At 61.1% G+C, this 19,235-nt stretch carries 18 protein-coding genes and 1 tRNA gene; 10 read left to right on the plus strand and 9 right to left on the minus strand.

The features are described 5' to 3' along the window. Both ACJ8J4_RS21800 and ACJ8J4_RS21805 read right to left on the minus strand, forming a co-directional pair. Positions 1-981, minus strand: coding sequence for a Gfo/Idh/MocA family protein (locus ACJ8J4_RS21800; protein ID WP_197836052.1), 981 nt, complete (start codon positions 979-981; stop codon positions 1-3). 50 nt (positions 982-1,031) lie between these two features. Then, positions 1,032-1,538, minus strand: coding sequence for a M48 metallopeptidase family protein (locus tag ACJ8J4_RS21805; RefSeq protein WP_004937154.1), 507 nt, complete (start codon positions 1,536-1,538; stop codon positions 1,032-1,034). A gap of 149 nt (positions 1,539-1,687) precedes the next feature. On the opposite strand from ACJ8J4_RS21805, the gene rlmG reads away from it, so the two are divergent. Further along, on the plus strand, positions 1,688-2,827 hold the full coding sequence (gene rlmG / locus ACJ8J4_RS21810; RefSeq protein ID WP_060434619.1) for a 23S rRNA (guanine(1835)-N(2))-methyltransferase RlmG: 1,140 nt from the start codon (positions 1,688-1,690) through the stop codon (positions 2,825-2,827). A 192-nt stretch (positions 2,828-3,019) separates the two neighbouring features. Here rlmG and ACJ8J4_RS21815 read toward each other — a convergent pair whose 3' ends face one another. Then, positions 3,020-5,041 carry an oxidoreductase gene (locus ACJ8J4_RS21815; RefSeq protein ID WP_197836050.1) on the minus strand — a complete coding sequence of 674 codons (2,022 nt, stop codon included), beginning with the start codon at positions 5,039-5,041 and terminating at the stop codon, positions 3,020-3,022. Positions 5,042-5,348: 307 nt separating this feature from the next. On the opposite strand from ACJ8J4_RS21815, the gene ACJ8J4_RS21820 reads away from it, so the two are divergent. Next, a complete protein-coding gene (locus ACJ8J4_RS21820; protein WP_197836048.1) occupies positions 5,349-6,968 on the plus strand; it encodes an ABC-F family ATP-binding cassette domain-containing protein in 1,620 nt (539 codons plus the stop codon). Between the two features lie 13 nt (positions 6,969-6,981). On the opposite strand, the gene pdxR is transcribed toward ACJ8J4_RS21820, so the two are convergent. Then, positions 6,982-8,472: a MocR-like pyridoxine biosynthesis transcription factor PdxR gene (gene pdxR / locus ACJ8J4_RS21825; RefSeq protein ID WP_197836046.1), complete on the minus strand. Its 1,491-nt coding sequence runs from the start codon at positions 8,470-8,472 to the stop codon at positions 6,982-6,984. Between the two features lie 121 nt (positions 8,473-8,593). Here pdxR and ACJ8J4_RS21830 point away from each other — a divergent pair, with 121 nt between their 5' ends. From ACJ8J4_RS21830 to ACJ8J4_RS21840, 3 genes are read left to right on the plus strand one after another with little or no spacing between them, the layout of a single operon-like run. Then, a complete protein-coding gene (locus ACJ8J4_RS21830; protein ID WP_197836044.1) occupies positions 8,594-9,859 on the plus strand; it encodes a 4-aminobutyrate--2-oxoglutarate transaminase in 1,266 nt (421 codons plus the stop codon). A gap of 12 nt (positions 9,860-9,871) precedes the next feature. Then, a complete protein-coding gene (locus ACJ8J4_RS21835) occupies positions 9,872-11,326 on the plus strand; it encodes an NAD-dependent succinate-semialdehyde dehydrogenase (protein WP_264383750.1) in 1,455 nt (484 codons plus the stop codon). Between the two features lie 58 nt (positions 11,327-11,384). Then, complete coding sequence (locus ACJ8J4_RS21840) at positions 11,385-12,626, plus strand: aromatic amino acid transport family protein (RefSeq protein WP_197836040.1); 1,242 nt, start codon at positions 11,385-11,387, stop codon at positions 12,624-12,626. 73 nt (positions 12,627-12,699) lie between these two features. On the opposite strand, the gene yfcF is transcribed toward ACJ8J4_RS21840, so the two are convergent. Next, positions 12,700-13,335 (minus strand): glutathione transferase, encoded by a 636-nt coding sequence (gene yfcF / locus ACJ8J4_RS21845; RefSeq protein ID WP_197836038.1) that lies wholly within the window; start codon positions 13,333-13,335, stop codon positions 12,700-12,702. Positions 13,336-13,505: 170 nt separating this feature from the next. Here yfcF and ACJ8J4_RS21850 point away from each other — a divergent pair, with 170 nt between their 5' ends. Then, the gene (locus tag ACJ8J4_RS21850) at positions 13,506-14,222 is read left to right on the plus strand and encodes an HPP family protein (protein ID WP_025304335.1); all 717 of its coding nucleotides are present in this window, start codon (positions 13,506-13,508) and stop codon (positions 14,220-14,222) included. Positions 14,223-14,235: 13 nt separating this feature from the next. Here the strand turns inward: ACJ8J4_RS21850 and ACJ8J4_RS21855 are convergent, their stop codons facing one another. The 3 genes from ACJ8J4_RS21855 to aac(6') all read right to left on the minus strand — a co-directional run bounded on the left by ACJ8J4_RS21855 (position 14,236) and on the right by aac(6') (position 16,505). Next, positions 14,236-14,985: an AraC family transcriptional regulator gene (locus tag ACJ8J4_RS21855; protein WP_197836036.1), complete on the minus strand. Its 750-nt coding sequence runs from the start codon at positions 14,983-14,985 to the stop codon at positions 14,236-14,238. A gap of 148 nt (positions 14,986-15,133) precedes the next feature. After that, the gene (locus ACJ8J4_RS21860) at positions 15,134-15,775 is read right to left on the minus strand and encodes a YbhB/YbcL family Raf kinase inhibitor-like protein (protein ID WP_164063412.1); all 642 of its coding nucleotides are present in this window, start codon (positions 15,773-15,775) and stop codon (positions 15,134-15,136) included. A 289-nt stretch (positions 15,776-16,064) separates the two neighbouring features. Then, entirely contained in the window at positions 16,065-16,505 is a 441-nt protein-coding gene (gene aac(6'), locus ACJ8J4_RS21865) for an aminoglycoside 6'-N-acetyltransferase (protein ID WP_147823201.1), read from the minus strand. A 175-nt stretch (positions 16,506-16,680) separates the two neighbouring features. Here aac(6') and ACJ8J4_RS21870 point away from each other — a divergent pair, with 175 nt between their 5' ends. Beyond that, positions 16,681-17,316 carry a hypothetical protein gene (locus tag ACJ8J4_RS21870; RefSeq protein WP_043142051.1) on the plus strand — a complete coding sequence of 212 codons (636 nt, stop codon included), beginning with the start codon at positions 16,681-16,683 and terminating at the stop codon, positions 17,314-17,316. 265 nt (positions 17,317-17,581) lie between these two features. Continuing rightward, complete coding sequence (locus ACJ8J4_RS21875) at positions 17,582-17,803, plus strand: hypothetical protein (protein ID WP_043142054.1); 222 nt, start codon at positions 17,582-17,584, stop codon at positions 17,801-17,803. A 106-nt stretch (positions 17,804-17,909) separates the two neighbouring features. Here the strand turns inward: ACJ8J4_RS21875 and ACJ8J4_RS21880 are convergent. Continuing rightward, positions 17,910-17,985: transfer RNA gene (locus tag ACJ8J4_RS21880), tRNA-Ile, on the minus strand. A gap of 146 nt (positions 17,986-18,131) precedes the next feature. Here ACJ8J4_RS21880 and mug point away from each other — a divergent pair. Continuing rightward, positions 18,132-18,620: a G/U mismatch-specific DNA glycosylase gene (gene mug / locus ACJ8J4_RS21885; protein ID WP_049208359.1), complete on the plus strand. Its 489-nt coding sequence runs from the start codon at positions 18,132-18,134 to the stop codon at positions 18,618-18,620. 24 nt (positions 18,621-18,644) lie between these two features. Next, on the plus strand, positions 18,645-19,088 hold the full coding sequence (locus ACJ8J4_RS21890) for a nuclear transport factor 2 family protein (RefSeq protein WP_049204445.1): 444 nt from the start codon (positions 18,645-18,647) through the stop codon (positions 19,086-19,088). The last annotated feature ends 147 nt before the right edge of the window (positions 19,089-19,235 follow it).

Raw genomic sequence — 19,235 nt, forward strand, 5'->3', positions numbered from 1 at the left:
TCATTCTCCGTCGGCGGGGAAAACGACGCTGGTCTGGCGGCGGATGTCGGTCAGCAGGCGGGCGACGATCAGCGAATTCTCCAGCCCTGGATGTTCCACCTGACGCTTCTCAACCAACTCGGCGAAGGCCAGCGCCTCATACAACATGGTGTTGATGTGCTGCGGCTGGCTCAGATCCTGGCGGTTGCCGCCGCGCGGCGTCAGCGCCACGCCCTGGCACTCGGAAATCTTGTCGATAATCAGCGTGCCTTCCTCCCCCTGGATCTCGCTGGGGATCGCCGAGTCGCTGACCTTGGAATGGGAAAGCGTGACGTCGAAATCGCCGTAGTTCAGGCAGACGGTGCCGTGGGCGTCCACGCCGGTATCGAGCAGCGTGGCGCTGGCGAGCACCGACTGCGGCGCGCCGAACAGCGCCACCGCGCTGGCCAGGCAGTAGTAGCCGATGTCCATGATGGAGCCGTTGGAGAACTGTGGATTAAAGGTGTTGGGGTTCTCGCCGGCCAGGTAGCGCGGGTAGCGCGAAGAGTATTGGCAGTAGTTGATGAAGGCTTTGCGCAGCCGGCCGATTTTCGGCAATGCCTGTTGCAGCGCCAGAAAATTCGGCAGATAGGCGCTTTTGAACGCCTCGAACAGCACCACCTGATTTTCCCGCGCGCAGGCTACCAGCTGTTCCGCTTCGCGCTGGTTGGAGGCCAGCGGTTTTTCGCAGATCACGTGCTTTTTATGGCGCAGGAACAGCAGCGATTGCGGGCAGTGCAGGGAATTGGGGCTGGCGATATACACCGCGTCTATGGCGTCGGACTGGGCCATTGCCTCGAGAGAGTCGAAAAACTGCGTGACCTGATAGTTGGCGCCAAACGCCTGCGCCTGTTCCAGCGAGCGTGAATACACGGCGCTCAACTTGAGTTTGCCGCTTTCATGGGCGGCATCGATAAAACGTTCCGTAATCCAGTTGGTGCCGACGACGGCAAAGCGAATCATGGCGAGCTCCGGTCCAGGCTTAAAACCGCAGATTATCACGCCCTCACGCGCTATGCATACAGCTCGCCGAACAGCGAAAGGTGCGTCAGATACAGCCGGGTATCGAATTCCAACTGGTGGTAATCCGGCTCCATATGGCAGCACAGACTGTAGAACGCTTTGTTGTGATCTTTCTCTTTCAGGTGCGCCAGCTCATGCACCACGATCATGCGCAGGAACGGTTCGGGCGCGACCTTGAACACCGTCGCCACGCGGATTTCCGCCTTGGCCTTCAGCTTGCCGCCCTGCACGCGCGAGATAGCGGTATGCAGGCCGAGCGCGTGCTTCATGACGTGGATCTTGCTGTCGTAGGCCACCTTGCTCAGCGGCTGGGCGTTGCGCAGATACTGGTTTTTCAGATCGACGGTAAACTGATACAGCGATTTGTCGGTCGTGCAGTCGTGCACCTGCGGATAGCGCTGCAGCAGCACGTCCCCCAGCCGATTCTGATGGATTAGTTGCTGCACCTGGCTTTGCAGATGCGTTGGGTAGCCTTGCAGGTAGGTCAATTCAGACATTCTTGTTCCGTATCAACGGCCATTCAGCCGGTCATTCTATGCTGTTTTTTCGCTCAAATCCTGACATACGCAATTTATCCGAAAAAACATTTTACTGACGGGCGTTTTTAGGGGATAAACAGCCCAAATTTTATCAGTCAGGAGGGGCAATGAGCCAACTCGATCTGGGAACACAGCAACTTGAGCTGGAGCGTTATCCCCAACAGGAAGAATCCACCCAGCTGCAGGCGTGGGAAGCGGCGGACGAATATCTGCTGCAACAGCTTGAAAACGTAGATATCGGCGGCCGCCCGGTGCTGATTTTCAACGATAACTTCGGCACCCTGGCCTGTGCGCTGCACGCGCATCGCCCTTACAGCGTCAGCGACTCGTACATGAGCCAGCTGGCGACGCGTCACAACCTGAAACTCAACGGATTGGATCCTGAGCAGGTCACGCTGTTGGACAGCCTGGCCGAGCTGCCGGCAGCGCCGGCGGTGGTGCTGATTCGCGTGCCGAAAGCGCTGGCGTTGCTGGAACAGCAGCTGCGCGCGCTGCGCCACGTCGTGACCGAAGACACGCTGATCGTCGCCGGCGCCAAGGCGCGCGACGTGCATACCTCGACGATGCAGCTGTTTGAAAAGGTGCTGGGCCCGACGCGCACCAGCCTGGCGTGGAAGAAGGCGCGCCTGATCTTCTGTCAGGCGGCGGACATCGTCCCGCCGGCGGCAGCGGAAACCACCAACTGGACGCTGGACGGCACCGATTGGCTGATCCACAACCACGCCAACGTCTTCTCGCGTGGCAGCCTGGATATCGGCGCGCGCCTGTTCCTGGATCATCTGCCGCGTGGCCTGAACGGCCATATCATCGATCTGGGCTGCGGCAACGGCGTGATTGGCCTGGCGGCGCTGGCGCAAAACCCGGAAGCGCAGATGACCTTCGTCGATGAATCTTACATGGCGGTGGCTTCCAGCGAGCTGAATGTGGAGCACAACCTGCCGCAAGAGCTGGATCGCTGTCAGTTTGAGGTGAACAACGCGCTGGCGGGCATCGAGCGCGAAAGCGTGCAGGCGGTGCTGTGTAACCCGCCGTTCCACCAGCAGCACGCCATTACCGATCACACCGCCTGGCAGATGTTCTGCGACGCCAAGCGCTGCCTGCAGGTGGGCGGCGAATTGCGCATCGTCGGCAACCGTCACCTCGACTATCACCAGAAGCTCAAGCGTCTGTTCGGCAACTGCACGCTGGTGGCCTCGAACAAGAAGTTCGTGATCCTGAAAGCGGTGAAATCCGGCGCGCGTCGCTGAGTGAATAACCAGGGGCGCCGGGCGCCCCTCAGTCTGTAGACAAAGGGGGAAAAAGCGTGGTTTTTCCCCCTTTGTGGTTATCAGCCGAAAATCAATAAATTGATTTTCCTTGTTTTCTTTTCGCTGGTCTCTGCCAACCCGGCATGGGGATGAGGTTTGTCATCAATATCAGGGGCGCCGGGCGCCCCTTTTTTACAGCGCCATCGCCAGCCGCGTCCCCTGATCGATCGCACGGCGGGCGTCCAGCTCGGCGGCCACGTCGGCGCCACCGATCAGGTGCACGGTTTTCCCCATCGCCAGCAGTGGTTGCTGCAGTTCGCGGCGCGGCTCCTGCCCGGCGCAGACGATCACCGTGTCCACCGGCAGGCAACTTTCCTGCTCGGCGCGGGTGATGTGCAGCCCTTCATCGTCGATCAGCCGATAGCTGACGCTGTTGAGCATCTTCACGCCGCGCATCGCCAGGCTGGCGCGGTGGATCCAACCGGTGGTTTTCCCCAAGCCTTCGCCCACCTTGCTGGTTTTACGCTGCAACAGATAGATCTGCCGCGCGGCACGCGGTGCCTGCGGCCCTTCTGCCGCTAGCCCGCCGCGTTGCTCAAGGCGACCATCGATGCCCCATTCGCGGTTGAATTCCGCCTGATCCAGGCTACTGGACATGCCGTGCTGGCTGAGGTACTCGGCGGTGTCGAAGCCGATGCCGCCGGCGCCGATGATCGCCACCCGCTGGCCGACCGGTTTTTTATCGCGCAGCACGTCCAGATAGCTCAGCACCTTGGCGTGCCCGATGCCGGGGATGTCCGGGGTGCGCGGCACGATGCCGCAGGCGAGGATCACTTCGTCGAATTCGCTTAAATCCGCCGCCTCGACCTTGACGCCCAACCTGACCGTCACTTCGCGCAGCGCCAGCTGGCGGCGGAAGTAACGCAGGGTTTCATGGAATTCTTCCTTGCCGGGGATTTGTTTGGCGATGTTGAACTGGCCGCCGATCTGTTCGGCGGCGTCGAACAGCGTCACCTGATGGCCACGGCTGGCGGCGGTGGTGGCAAACGCCAGCCCGGCGGGGCCGGCGCCGATCACCGCCAGCTTTTTCGGTTTCTCCGCCATCGTCAGCGGCATTTCGGTTTCGCGGCAGGCGCGCGGGTTGACCAGGCAGGAGGTCAGCTTGCCTTCAAATATCTGGTCGAGGCAGGCCTGGTTGCAGCCGATGCAGGTATTGATCTCGTCGGCGCGCCCCTCGGCGGCTTTCTGCACAAAGGCGGCGTCGGCAAGGAACGGGCGCGCCATTGACACCATGTCGGCGCAGCCGTCCGCCAGCACCTGCTCGGCCACCGCCGGATCGTTGATGCGGTTGGTGGTGATCAGCGGGATGCTGACCTTGCCCATCAGCTTGCGGGTTACCCAGCTGAATCCGGCGCGCGGCACCATGGTGGCGATGGTCGGGATGCGCGCTTCGTGCCAGCCGATGCCGGTATTGATGATCGTGGCGCCCGCCTGTTCGACCGCCAGCGCCAGCTGTTCGATCTCCTGCCAGCTGGAGCCGTCCTCCACCAGATCGAGCATCGACAGCCGGTAGATCAGAATGAATGCCGGGCCCACGGCCTGGCGCACCGCCCTGACGGTCTCGACGGCGAACCGCATGCGGTTGGTGAAGCTGCCGCCCCATTGGTCGTCGCGCTGATTGGTACGCGTCGTCAAGAATTGGTTGATCAGGTAGCCTTCGGATCCCATCACCTCAACGCCGTCATAGCCGGCCTGCTGCGCCAGCGCCGCGCAGCGGGCAAAGTCGGCGATAGTCTGCTCGATCTCCGCTGCGCTGAGCGCGCTCGGCGTAAACGGGTTGATTGGCGCCTGCAGCGCGGAAGGGGCCACCAGCTTGGGTTGATAGCTGTAGCGGCCGGTGTGCAGGATCTGCAGCGCAATTTTGCCGCCCGCCCGGTGGACGGCCTCGGTTACCGGGCGGTGGTGAGGCAATTGCGCCTCGCTGTTGAGGATCGAACCGCCGCGAAACACCACGCCCTGTTCGTTCGGGGCAATGCCGCCGGTGACGATCAGCGCCACGCCGGCGGCGGCGCGCTCGGCATAGAACGCGGCCAGGCGCTGCGGGCCGTCGGGCAGCTCTTCCAGGCCGGTATGCATCGATCCCATCAGCACCCGGTTTTTCAGGGTGGTGAAGCCGAGATCCAGCGGCGCCAGCAGGTGAGGGTAATTGCTCATTGCACTCTCCATCGGGTGAAATCGGGGCCCGTTGTTATAATTATGTGAACACAAGTGGTCGGATGAGATAAATCTAGCCGTTGTCATGCCGCTTGGGAATCTGCGTTGCGCCGAATGTGATAGACGTCATGAATCTCAGACTCTGTTTGCATAACGAACAAAAGATCGGTTAACCTTTGCGCGTTGTAAATTCCTTCTCTCTGCGGAGCCACTACCGAAAATGAACACCCACACCTGTTGATATCTGGTCCCACGCTGTGCGCTCTTGCGCCCTGTGGGGATGTTTTGATCTCATTCAGGAGTGCTTATGGCTCATTTTGCGCAGTCCCCTTATTTCGTTTTACATCAACTGACCTGCCAATTTGCTGACGGCGAAACGCTGTTCGGCCCGCTGGATCTCGCTTTCGATCGGCAGCGCTGTGGCCTGGTGGGGCGCAACGGCGTCGGCAAAACCCAGCTGCTGCGCCTGATCGCCGGGTTGGATCGGCCGGGTAACGGTCACGTCGAATCCCATGCCGCATTGGCTTACGTTGCGCAGCAGCCGGAGATCGCCGCGGACACCACGCTGGCCCAGCTGTTGGGCTATGGCGAGGTGTTTGCCGCGCTGGCGCGTCTCGAGCAGGGGCGGCCGCTGGCGGACGATATCGATCGTCTGGAAGGGCGCTGGGATCTCAACGATCGCCTGCAAAACGCCTTCGCCGCCGCCGGGCTGCCGGCCTTCGATCCGTTGCGATCCGCAAGTTCTCTGAGCGGCGGCGAGCGAATGCGCGCGGCGCTGTGCGGCGCCTTGATCGGCGAGGGGGATTTTCTGCTGCTGGACGAACCGACCAACCACCTCGACAGCGTCGGGCGTGCCTGGCTGTATCAGCAGCTGGATCAGTGGCGCGGCGGGCTGCTGATCGCCAGCCATGACCGGCAGCTGCTGGCGCGCATGGCGCGCATTGTCGAACTGACACCCGGTGCGCTGCGCAGCTACGGCGGCAACTACGATGACTACCGGCGCCAGCGCGACACGGAACAGCAGGCGGCGCGCGCCGATCTGGAGCATGCGCGCGAGGAGCGTCGCCGCACCCGCGCTCGCCAGCAGAAAGAGCACGACATGAGCCAGCGGCGCTCGGCGCAAACGCTGCGCGTCGTCGATACGCTGAATATCGCCTCTTTTGAGCGGGTGGCCTACAAGTCGGCGGCGAAGGAGAGCCTTGGCACGCTGCGCAAACAGCATCAGGATCAGCGCGACGGCCTCGATGCGGCGGTGCGCGAAGCCTATCAGCGGGTGGAAGAGGAGCAGCCGGTGTTGCTGGCGCTGCCCGGCAGCGAAGTGAGCGCGAACAAGCAGGTGCTGGTGCTCGAGCAGCTGCAGCTGCCGTTCGTCAGCGCGCCGCCGCTGGATCTGCGTATCGACGGCCCGATGCGCGTGGCGTTGACCGGCCCCAACGGCTGTGGCAAGTCCACCTTGCTGAAGACCGTTCTCGGTCAGCTGACGGCGCTTTCCGGCCATTGTCATTGCCCGCTGCCGACGGCCTACCTCGATCAAACCCTGTCACAGCTCGACCCGAATCTGTCGGTGATGGAGCATCTGGGGCTGCAGGATTCGCCGCTGGCGGAAGGCGCGTTGCGCACCCGGTTGGCGCAGCTGCAGCTTGGCGCAGATCGCATCGCGCTGCCGCTGGGCTCGCTGAGCGGCGGTGAACGGCTCAAGGCGGCGTTGGCCTGCGCGCTGTGGCGACAGCAACCGGCGCAGCTGCTGTTGCTCGACGAGCCGACCAACCACCTGGATCTGGCGTCGTCGCTGGCGATCGAAACTGCGCTGGCGGATTTCCCCGGCGCGATGCTGGTGGTGTCGCACGACGAAGACTTCCTGCAGGCGCTGCGGCCGACGCACCGCCTGCACCGGCAGGCGGATGGCTGGCGGCTTCAGGCCTGGTAATGCGTAGGCGACCTTAAGGAGCCGCCTTTTTCATTGCAGGTACGTTGATGCACGCCAGCAGCTGGGTGAAGGCCGCGGCCATCTGCTCTTCCGGCACGCAGGCAAACCCCATCAGCAGGCCGCGCCGGCGGTTGGGCAGCATGTAGTAGCGCGACAGCGGCCGCACCAGCACCCCCTGCGCGCCGGCGGCGGCGGCGATCGCCACGTCGTCGGCCTCGTCCGGCAGGTTGAGGATCAGGTGCAATCCGGCGTTGCTGTTGAATTCGCTGAGCGCCTGTTTGCCGAGGTGCTGTACGATCAGGCCGGTCAGGAAGGCGCGCCGCCGGGCGTACAGCAGCCGCATGCGGCGGATGTGCGCGGTGTAGTGCCCCTCTTGGATGAATTCCGCCAGCGCGCTCTGGATCAGCAGGTGCCCGCCGCGATACAGCTCGGCGTGGGCGGTTTTCAGCGGCTGCACCAGCGGCGGCGGCAATACCACATAGCCGAGGCGCAGCGCCGGGTAGAGCGTTTTGCTGAAGGTGCCGATGTAGATCACCGGCGCGTCGGCCTCCAGCCCTTGCAGCGCCGGGATCGGTTGGCCGGAAAAGCGGAATTCGCTGTCGTAGTCGTCCTCGACGATCCAGCCGCCAGCGTTGCGCGCCAGCGCCAGCAGCCGTTGGCGGCGCGCCAGGCTCATCACCGAGCCGAGCGGATACTGGTGCGACGGGGTGACGAAAATCAGGCGGGGTGGCGTCGTTGGCTGCTCCGGCGGCACCAGCCCGGCCTCGTCCACCGCCAGCGGGCAGATGTTCAACGCATTGATGCGCAGGATATTGCGGATCCCCCAATAGCCCGGTTCTTCGATCCAGGCGTCATCCCCCGGATTGCACAACATGCGCGTCACCAGATCGATCGCCTGATGGATGCCTTCAGTGATCAGGATCTGTTCCGGCGAGCAGCGCACCGAGCGCGCCACCCGTAAATACTCCACCAACGCATGCTGTAGCTCCGGGCTGCCGCCCTGATTGCTGTAGGTCAGCCGCTGCGGCGTCGGGCGGCGGCTGAGGCGCGCCTGGATCTTGCTGAACAGCTGATGAGGAAAGGCGTTGACGTCGGGCACGCCGGGAATGAACGCCCCCCACTGTTTTGGGCTGGCGCTGGCGTGGTGCAGCAGCGTGGCGCCGCGCTCCGACAGTTCGACGCGCCGCGGTTGCCCGCTGCCGTCCGCCGGAGTGCCGCCGGTGGATAGGCAGCTGTCCGGCACCGTGTCGGCGACGAAGGTGCCGCTGCCGGCGCGCGCCGACACGTAGCCTTCCGCCAGCAGTTGTTCATAAACGGTTAACACAGTGTTGCGGGACAGGCTGAGCTCCTGCGCCAGATCGCGTGAGGCGGGCAGGCGGCTGGAGGGCGGCAGGCTGCCGTCGAGAATGCTGGTGCGGATCGCGTTGTAAAGCCGCTTGTGCAGCTTGTCATCGGGCTGTTCGCCGAGGCGCTGCAGCAACAGATCACCACTCAATGAGCGCAATTGGATCCCTCAATTATTCGTAACTGGCACTCGATTATAGGGCCACATCCTGTGTAAATAAACGGCATTGTTTCACGAATGTGAACGAAACGTGTAACTGGCACCGACCGGAGAGAACAGCATGAAAAACGCAGAATTGAACCAACGCCGTCAGGACGCCACCCCGCGCGGAGTGGGCGTGATGTGTGGTTTTTACGCCGAGCGCGCAGAGAACGCCACGCTGTGGGATGTGGAAGGCAAAGAAGTGATCGACTTTGCCTCGGGGATCGCCGTGCTGAACACCGGCCACCGCCACCCGAAAGTGATCGCCGCAATTGAAAAGCAGCTGCAGGCCTTCACCCACACCGCCTATCAGATCGTTCCTTACGAAAGCTATGTCTCGTTGGCGGAGCGCATCAACCAGCGCGCGCCGATCGCCGGTCCGTGTAAAACCGCTTTCTTCACCACCGGCGCGGAAGCGGTGGAAAACGCGGTGAAGATCGCCCGCGCTTACACCGGCCGTCCGGGCTTGATCACCTTCGGCGGCGGCTTCCACGGCCGCACCTATATGACCATGGCGCTGACCGGCAAAGTGGCGCCTTACAAACTGGGCTTTGGCCCATTCCCCGGCTCGGTGTTCCACGGCCAGTACCCGAACGCGCTGTACGGCGTGACCACCGAAGACGCGATGAACAGCCTGGATCGCCTGTTTAAAGCGGATATCGATCCCAAGCAGGTGGCGGCGATCGTGCTGGAGCCGGTGCAGGGCGAGGGCGGTTTCAACGTGGCGCCGGCCGAGTTCATGCAGGCGCTGCGCGCGCTGTGCGACCAGCACGGCATCCTGCTGATCGCCGACGAAGTGCAGACCGGCTTCGCCCGTACCGGCAAGCTGTTCGCCATGGAGCACTACAGCGTTAAGCCCGATTTGATCACTATGGCGAAAAGCCTGGCGGGCGGCATGCCGCTGTCGGCGGTGGCGGGCCGCGCCGAGGTGATGGACGCGCCGGCGCCGGGCGGGCTGGGCGGCACCTACGCCGGTAACCCGCTGGCGGTGGCCGCCGCGCACGCGGTGCTGGACGTGATCGACGAAGAGCAGCTGTGCCAGCGCGCTCAGCGCTTGGGGCAGCACCTGGTGGAAGTGCTCCAGCAGGCGCGCAAAACCAGCCCGGCGATCGCCGATGTGCGCGCGCAGGGATCGATGGTGGCGGTGGAGTTCAACGATCCGGCTACCGGTAAACCTTCAGCCGATATCACCCGTCAGGTGCAGCAGAAGGCGATGGCGGAAGGGCTGCTGCTGCTGAGCTGCGGCGTGAACGGCAACGTGATCCGCTTCCTCTACCCGCTGACCATCCCGGACGATCAGTTCACCAAGGCGATGGGCATTCTGTCCCGCGCGCTGGCCCACTAAGGAGCGAACGGCATGAAATTGAACAATCCCGAGCTGCTGTGCAGCCAGTGTCTGATCAACGGCGAATGGTGCGATGCCCTGAGCGGCAAACGCGAAGCGGTGATCAATCCGGCCACCGGTGCCGAACTGGCCAGCATTCCGCTGGTCAGCGAAGAGGAAACCCAGCAGGCGATCGCGGCGGCGCAGCGGGCGCAAAATGACTGGAAACAGCTGACCGCCAAGCAGCGTTCTGCGCTGCTGTTGGCCTGGGCCGACAAGGTGTTGGCCGCGCAGGAAGATCTGGCGCAGCTGATGACCGCCGAGCAGGGCAAATCGCTGGCGGAAGCGCGCGGCGAAGTGGCCTACGCCGCGTCGTTCATCACCTGGTTTGCCGAAGAGGCCAAGCGGGTGGACGGCGCGGTATTGCAGGCGCCGCAGGCTTCGCAGCGCCTGGTGGTGGTGAAGCAGCCGATCGGCGTGTGCGCGGCCATCACACCGTGGAATTTCCCGGCGGCGATGATCACCCGCAAGGTGGCGCCGGCGCTGGCGGCAGGCTGCGCCATCATCGTCAAACCGGCCGAGCAAACGCCGCTGACCGCGCTGGCGCTGGCCAAGCTGGCGCAGGACGCCGGCATTCCCGCCGGCGTTTTGCAGGTGGTGACCGGCGAAGCGGCGCAGGTGGGCAAGGTGCTGTGCGACAGCCCGGTGGTGCGCAAGCTGAGCTTTACCGGCTCGACCGAGGTCGGCCGCATCCTGATGGCGCAGTGCGCGCCGAGCATCAAGAAACTGTCGCTGGAGCTGGGCGGCAATGCGCCGGTCATCGTGTTTGACGACGCCAATCTGGACGCGGCGGTGGCGGGCATCATGGCCTCCAAATTCCGCAACAGCGGCCAGACCTGCGTGTGCGCCAACCGTATCTACGTGCAGGACGGCATCTACGAGCGGCTGGCGGAGAAGCTGGTGGCGGCAGTCGAGCAGCTGAAAGTGGGAGACGGCAGCCACGAAGGCACCACCCAGGGGCCGTTGATTGACAGCGATGCGGTAGCGAAGGTGCAGAGCCATATCGACGACGCGCTGATCAAAGGGGCGCAGATCGCCACCGGCGGCCAGCCGCACGCGCTGGGCGGCACCTACTTCCAGCCGACGGTGGTGACCGGCGTAACGCAGAAGATGCGCTTCGCCAAAGAAGAGACCTTCGGGCCGGTGGCGCCGCTGTTCCGCTTCCATGACGAGGCGGAAGCCATCGCCATGGCCAACGACACCGAATTCGGCCTGGCCGCCTACCTGTTCACGCAGAACGCCGCGCGCCAGTGGCGCGTGCCGGAAGCGCTGGAGTACGGCATGGTCGGCATCAACACCGGGCTGATTTCCAACGAAGTGGCGCCGTTCGGCGGCGTGAAACAGTCAGGGCTCGGGCGTGAAGGATCGCGCTACGGGATAGAAGAATATCTGGAGCTGAAATACCTGTGTATCGATGTGAGCTGTTGAGCGTCAGGACGTTAACCCATCCCGGCGGCCAGCGTCGCCGGGCGATAAAGGATGATGCATGTCTGATAATATCTCTGTTTCTCCGGCGCTTGCCGCCGGGGTGCGAGCACCTGCACCCGCCAAATCGTTAAGTTTCCTCGAAGGGGTGGCGATGATCGTCGGCACCAACATCGGCGCCGGGGTGCTCTCCATCGCCTACGCCTCCAGCAAGGCCGGCTTTCTGCCGCTGCTGTTCTGGCTGGTGCTGGTGGGAAGCCTGACCACCATCACCATGCTGTACGTTGCCGAATCCACGCTGCGCACCCGCGCGCATCTGCAGCTGAGCGGGCTGGCGAAGCGCTACGTCGGCGGCCTGGGCGCCTGGCTGATGTTCGCTTCGGTGTGCGTCAACAGCGTTGGGGCGCTCACCGCCTATATGACCGGCAGCGGCAAGCTGTTGCAATCGCTGTTCGGCATCTCGCCGGCGCTGGGCAGCCTGCTGTTCTTCGTGCCCGCCGCCGGCGTGCTGTACCTGGGGTTGAAAGCGATCGGCCGCGGCGAGAAGTTCATCAGCATCGGCATGGTGGTGATGTTGACCGCGCTGGTGGCGGCGACGCTGCTGAAAGACACCACCCAGATGCGCAACCTGCTGGACGGCGACTGGCGCTATATGGTGCCGGTGTTCAACGTGGTGGTGTTCTGCTTCTCGGCGCAGTACATCGTGCCGGAAATGGCGCGCGGCTTCGCCGACAAGCCGGAGCAGTTGCCGAAGGCGATCATCGTCGGCATGGTGGTGACCTTCATTTTGCTGGCGGCGGTGCCGATGTCGGTGATCGCGCTCAGCGGGCTGGATGACATCTCCGACGTGGCCACCATTTCCTGGGGCCAGGCGCTGGGGCAGTGGGCGTTCTTCTCCGCCAACATCTTCGCGCTGTGTGCGATGCTGACCTCGTACTGGGGATTGGGCGGCAGCTTCCTGACCAATATTTTCGACAAGTTCCGGTTGGGCAACGACGAGCTGCCGCTGCGCCGCTTCGGCGTGCTGCTGTTGGTGGTGGTGCCGCCGTTCGTGCTGGCCTACAGCGGGCTGGTGTCGTTCGTCAACGCGCTCTACTTCGCCGGGGTGTTCAGCGGGGTGATCCTGTCGATCATGCCGATGCTGATCCTGCGCGGCGCGCGCAAATATGGCGACCAAACCCCGCGCTGGCAGTGCAACTGGATCACGCACCCGCTGCTGCAGGTCAGCATTGTGTTGCTGTATCTGGCCAGTGCGGTGTACGCCATCGCTTCATTGTTAGGCTATCTGCCCTCTGGATGGTGATTTGCCTTCCCTCAAGCAGTGATGTTGTTTCTCGGCATTGAGAACGGCGGCGTCGTGGCCGCCGATTTTTTTCTCAGGCGCGCCGTTTTTCCGACAACGCCAGCCAGGCCTGCACCGACGGGCGCTGCCACTGCTTGTGCGCATAGTGGCGCACGCGCTCCGGCACCGGATCGCCGTGCATCACCAGCCGGTTGAGCATCAGCGCCAGATCGGTGTCGGCGATGCACCACTCCCTGAACAGATTATCCTGCCCGTGGCTCAGCAGCTTTTCCACGGCGGCGATCAGCTTGCGCGCGGCCTCTTGCGCGGCTTCGGACAGCGGCGGGAACTTGCCGTTGTTGAACACCACCTCGGTCGAACGCTCGGCGCGGATCGGCAGCAGATCGCTGCGCAGCCAGGCCTGGATCTCGCGAGCCTTGGCGCGCAGCTTCACGTCGCGCGGGTACACGGCGTGGGCCGGGTGGATGTCTTCCAGGTATTCGGCGATCGCTGAAGACTCCGAGAGCTGGAACTCGCCGATCGCCAGCGTCGGCACCCGGCGGGTGAGCGACAGCGCCGCGTAGGCCGCCTCTTTGTTCTCTTTTTTCGCCAGATCCACCGGCTTCACGGTGAACGGAATGCCTTTTTCCGTCAGCACGACAAAGGCGGACATGGCGTACGGGCTGAAAAATTCACTGTCGGTATAAAGCTCGGTGATCGGTTGAGACATCGGCGGTTCCTCGGGGTTAAGGGGGGAACATTCATCATTGTCGAGGGGAGGCTAAAAATCAATCTGTTAGCTAAAAGTTCTTGGGCGGCGCGGTTTACGGCGCCGTGAGTTCCTTCAGGATGATGTGATATATTTGTTGCCAACAAGTGAATTGAGCCGTATCGGGTAACATGAAGACGCAGTGGATTGAACGGGTAAAAGTGGGAGTTGCGCGCCTGTGGCCGCACCCGCTGGCGGTGGGCAAGCGAGAGATGCTGATTTCCAGCGTCGGCGCCGGTTTGGGGCTGATGCTCGCCGGTTGGATCAGCCACTTTATTTTGGGCGAGGTGAACCTGTGGTTTATCGCGCCGATGGGCGCTTCGGCGGTTCTGCTGTTCGGCGTGCCCAACAGCCCGCTGGCGCAGCCCTGGTCGATCGTCGGCGGCAATGCGCTGGCGGCAACGGTGGGTGTCAGCGCTGGTCTGCTGATCCCCGATCCGGGCCTGGCTTGCGGCGCGGCGGCGGCGGTGGCCATCGGCCTGATGTTCAAGCTGCGTTGCCTGCATCCACCCGGCGGCGCGGTGGCGCTGACCGCCATCCTCGGCGGCCCCGGCATTCACCAGATGGGCTATGACTTCGTACTGTATCCGGTGCTGCTGAACTCGGTGCTGCTGGCGGCGCTGGCCATTCTGTTCAATAACCTGGCCGGGCGACGCTACCCGCATGCGCTGGCGCCGGCGGAGGCCAAACCGGCCAATCTGCCGATCGATGCCGTTTCCATCACCCGCGCCGATCTGCACGAGGCGCTGATGGAGGGGGATCTGTTCGATATCGACGAGGACGATCTGCAGGAGATCCTGCTGCGCGCCGAGCAGTTGGCGCATCAGCGGCAAAGCAAGATCGCCTGATCAGCCCAGCGTTTTATCGGATGGCGGAAGGCGCGTAACCAAAACGCTTTTGAAAGCGTTCGCTAAAACGCGCTCTGGATTTGTAACCGCAGGCCTCTGCAATGCGGGTCATATCCCATCGGGTGGTTTGAAGCAACATCATGGCGTGATGCATACGGACGTCTATCAGCAAGTCTTCGAAGCGCGTCTGTTCGGCGGCAAGGCGCCGCCGCAACGTTGCCGGGCTCATCGCTAACGTTTTTCCCGCCGTTTCTGCCGTCCAGTTTTGTTCCGGAGCCTCAAAAATCAAAGTGCGCAGGCGCTGTGATGGGCTATCCAATGGCAAATGCGTAAAAACATGTCCCCGTTCGGCCAGCGCGGTCAAAAAGTCCAGAAGGCGGTATTGCAGGCGAATATCACTGATTTCCTGTTTTTCCACGCTTTCAATCACGTGATAAAACGTCGCCGACAGGTCTTCGTCCAGAGGCAGCGTTTTCCTCGCGTCATCTTTAGGGGGAATAGGGGGTGAAGCCTGCCGGGTTCGGTGAAAGACATCCAGCAGTTCTGCCGACAGCGTCAGGAGTATCGAGCGAAAAGGCCGATCGATATCGCCCGGAGTTTTGACTAAATCTGCGCGGGTGTTGGGGGGGACCAGGAGCAGTTCGCCGGGGGTCTCCAGAGACAAATGTTGTGAAGCCGATGTGATACCGAGTTGGCCCGCCACGATCAGCAAGACCGTCGCTTCATGGAAGACGAACTGCGGCGTGTGCAGCTGGCGTTTCAATGTCGGCTGGCACACCCCGCACAAGCGGCGCCTCAACACCGGAGCCCCCGACGGAGAGTGCCAGTGCAAAAGTTTCGCACCCTGCTCGCGTCTGGTTCGCACTGATCCGAAGGAACCGGTCCGGCTCATATTCGACTCCTTTATGCGATTATTTCGCCGTTGATGCTACGTTAGGGTTCAGGCTGTAAAGGCCTGTCAGGCTCGCCTGGGCTAACACCGGCGCTTCCGCCAGGGCAGCATTCACATTAGCCCCTGTCCAAGGCCCTTGTACATCCAAACCGGGGGTAGCAAGCGCATAAACCGTGAAAATATAATGATGAACTAACGTATCGTTCCACGGTGGGCATGGGCCATCGTAACCGTAGTATTCCCCCTTCATCTGCTCGTCGGCGGCAAACCAACCGGTATAGTCATTGATGCCGTGGCGATAGGCCGAAGGGGCGTTTGGCCCGGCTTTGCCACGCGGCGTTACGCCGTCCGATTGAGAGCCCGCCGCAATTTCCACGGTACTGGCCGGAACATCCAGTAGCAGCCAGTGAAAGAAATCAACGCGCGGCAACGATGCGGGCACAACCCGACCCTCTTGATTCACATCATCACCACGGCTTGGCACGTCGGGATCATGGCAGACGATCACGAAAGACTGCGTGCCTGCAGGCACTTCACTCCAGGCCAGATGGGGGTTGCGATTTCTCGATAAAGCGACATGGTTAGCGGCATCGGGGATAGCGAAGGCGAACTCACCGGGAATGAACTCTCCTTCTTTAAAGCTTTGGCTGGTCAGTTTCATAAATGCCAATCTCCTGTTCTATTGAGCGGTATCTGCGGGTATGTGATGTCCCCATTATAAGTTTTTCAAAATAAAGTAAGGCGACAAATCCAATCAAAATAGAACCAATTACGCTCATTGTGATTGTATTTGATGGCCTTATGTCGATGGGCGACCGATACGATTGCTGTGCCGATGAGAGTGCCACGGCGAAAACGCTGGATGAGGAAGGGGGTTGGTTAATATTGGTGGGGAAGAGACTGCTGCGCGCCGAGCCGTTGACGCATCAGCGGCAACGCAAGGTGCCTGATCAGCCCAGCGTTTTGCGGTAAAACACCACCCGCTCCGTTTCGGCAAAGCCCAGCGCCGCATGCAGGCGTTGGGAATCCAGATTAGCGATGTCGGTATCCGACGCCAGCTCGCTGCACCCCTGTTGCTTCGCCCACTCCTGCACCTGCGCGATCAGGCGCGCGGCCCAGCCCTGGCGGCGGGCGCGTTCGGCGGTATAAATCCCTTCCAAAAACGCCACCGGCGACGATTCGCAGCCGTTGACATAATCGTAGCGCAGCGCGACCTCGGCAAAGCCAACGAAAGCGCCGTCCAGCCCCCGCGCCATAAACGCGGTGTGGTGCGGCGAAGCCAATATCTCGCGCATTTCCGCGCGGTGTTCTTCCCGCGGGCAGGTGGGCCACAGCGCCGAGCGCAGAGCCAGCCAGGCATCAAGGTTGTCGTGGTCGCAGTTGACGATCATGCAGGGGCCTTTTGAGTCGAAATAAATCAGGAATGCCGAGAGGGAAGTGTGGCACGGCGGCGGGAAACAAAAAAGCCATTATGCCGAGGGGCGCCCTTCATTAGGATGAAAGGGATGTTGATATTTTAAGCGAAGTTAGTATAGGGTACGGCCAGGGCGCTGATAAGGGATTGTTATGGATGCGAAAGCCGTAGCTCAAGGAATTCTTGAGGGAATAGAGTCTTTACCAAGGGGCATTGCCTATAGTGCTCGTAGGACATGGCAGGGAGCAGGGCTCGGCGGCCGAGAGCTTAAGCACCGCAATGAAATTGAAACGGAACGATTTATTAAGGTCGTTCGTGCCGGTTATGGTATCGAAACCCCGCTACGTGAGCTGATAGTGGTGATTATCCGTGACTGCTATCAGCGGATGGATCTGCAAACACAAACCGCGCTAAGCCAAAAATTTAACCATGCAGAGGGTTATCTTACAGGACGTATGGGGACGCAGTTCATTCTGGTTCAGCAAATCACACACCATATTTTGAAAAAGGTTATCGGCAGCACACTTTTCAAATGGGTATTCAAAGGTGTCACCATTGCTGGGCTAAACATCATTCTTTTACAAGGAATTATTGAAAAGGCCGCCGTTTCTTCGCGTCGTTTGCGGGAACAATATCCCTCAACGTACCATAAGCTCACGCCACGAAATTTGGACATGATCTACTTTCTGGCGGAGGAGTATCTTGAACCCTTTGTTGCCTATACCAGCAAATCGAAAATGTTCTGTGAAGGTGTGAATCATGAGCTATCTAAAGTCTTGGGGCAGTAAGCTCGGTAAAGGATTGTCGCACCTTGTGGAAGCGATTTTGGGCGGGATATTTTCTATCGCTGCGTTTGGCTCACTGTTCTGGTTCGACGAATGGTGGCAACGAATTCTAAGCGCGGCAATATTCCTGTTGCTGGTGTTTGTCACTATTGCTTTGTGTAGCCTTGTGAGAGGCGAGCGATAGCGGATAAATCAATCAAAAGCCAGCGGTTGGATTTTAACTAATGATCAAGTGATGATGACTTCCTATCGTTAATTAAGAAAATCAATGAGCTGGCTAAAATCCTTTCTTGTGAAGTTCGCTAAATTTGTTGGCCGGCAAACTGCTGACTTGGTTGAGTCCATAGTCATTGGCCTGTTCTCTATAACGGCATTTGTTGCCTTGTTCTGGTTTGACGAGTGGTGGAAATCTATCGCTGTGGCTATCGCGATCTTCTTTGCCGGCTTCCTGGTGAGTCTGGCTATAGGCTGGTTAAGAGGGGAAAGATAGCTGAGAGTGCCGGCATACCGCCGCCATTTTGCCGCCACTGTGAGCAAGAAATAAAAAAGCCACTTCGAGGGAAGTGGCTTTTTTATATGATTTTAAAGCAAAAATTTGGTGGCCCCTGTTGGGTTTGAACCAACGACCAAGCGATTATGAGTCGCCTGCTCTAACCACTGAGCTAAGGGGCCAAGCCGCGAGATTATAGGGAATCCTTAAGCGGCGGTCTACTGTTACCCGCCCGTATGTTGCTTTTCTGCACAGTTCTAGCCTGTTGTAATTGCTGGCGGATTTTGCGATAACCGCAGTAAATCCCTGCAATGGACTCACGACACTCATGGAACTTCTGGCGCCCAATCTGCGGGTGGTGTTTTGCGGCATCAACCCCGGCCTTTCTTCCGCCCATCAGGGCTACCCTTTCGCCAACGGCAGCAACCGCTTCTGGAAGGTGATCCATCAGGCCGGCTTTACCGAGAGCCAGCTGGCGCCGGAGCAGTGGCAGCAGTTGAAGGATAACGGCTGCGGCATTACCGCGCTGGTGGCGCGCCCGACGGTGGCGGCCAGCGAGCTGTCGCGCGACGAGTTGCGCAGCGGCGGCGAGGCGCTGCAAGAGAAGATCCTGCGCTACCAGCCGCGCGCGTTGGCGATTTTGGGCAAGCAGGCGTTCACCACCGCCTTCGGGGTGAAAAACGCGCCCTGGGGCAAGCAGACGATGGTGCTGGGGCAAACCGAGGTGTGGGTATTGCCCAACCCCAGCGGATTGAACCGCGCCACGCTGGAGCAGCTGACTGCCAGCTATCGCGAGCTGTTCCTGGCGCTGCAATGACATAAGGGAGTTGCGATGACATCGATGATGAAAGGTTGTGTGATGGCGCTGTTATTGGTGACCGGCACTGCACAGGCGGGGCATTCGCCACAGGAGGCGCGCAACAAGCAGAACGTGCTGGAGTTTTATCGGCAGGGGCTGAACAACAAGGATTTTGCGGCGGCGCGGCCGTTTTTGGGCGAGCAGTACAAGCAGCATAACCCCAACGCTAAAGACGGCGTGGCGGGCTTTCGTCAATTTGTCGAGCTGCTGAAAACGCGTTACCCCAATTCGCACAGTGAGGTGAAACAGGCGTTTGTCGACGGCGACTTCGTGATTTTGCATGTGGAGGTCAGCGGGCGCGAGGCCGGCAAGACCGCGGCGATCGTCGATATCTTCCGTCTCGACAGCGCCGGGAAGATCGTCGAGCATTGGGATGTAACGCAGCCGGTGCCGGAGAAGACCGCCAGCGGCAACAGCATGTTCTGAGGCATAAAAAAACCCCGGCAGGCCGGGGTTTTTGTTGTAAGCCTTAAACCACCTCCTAAGGAGGTGGTGATTGAACCTGTGAGGCTCTAGCCTGAAGGAAACCCATGCCGGAATATTCCAGCTTACTCACCACAAGTAAGAAGGAAA

The organism is Serratia sp. CY47280, from assembly GCF_052168655.1.
GTDB lineage: Bacteria > Pseudomonadota > Gammaproteobacteria > Enterobacterales > Enterobacteriaceae > Serratia > Serratia bockelmannii.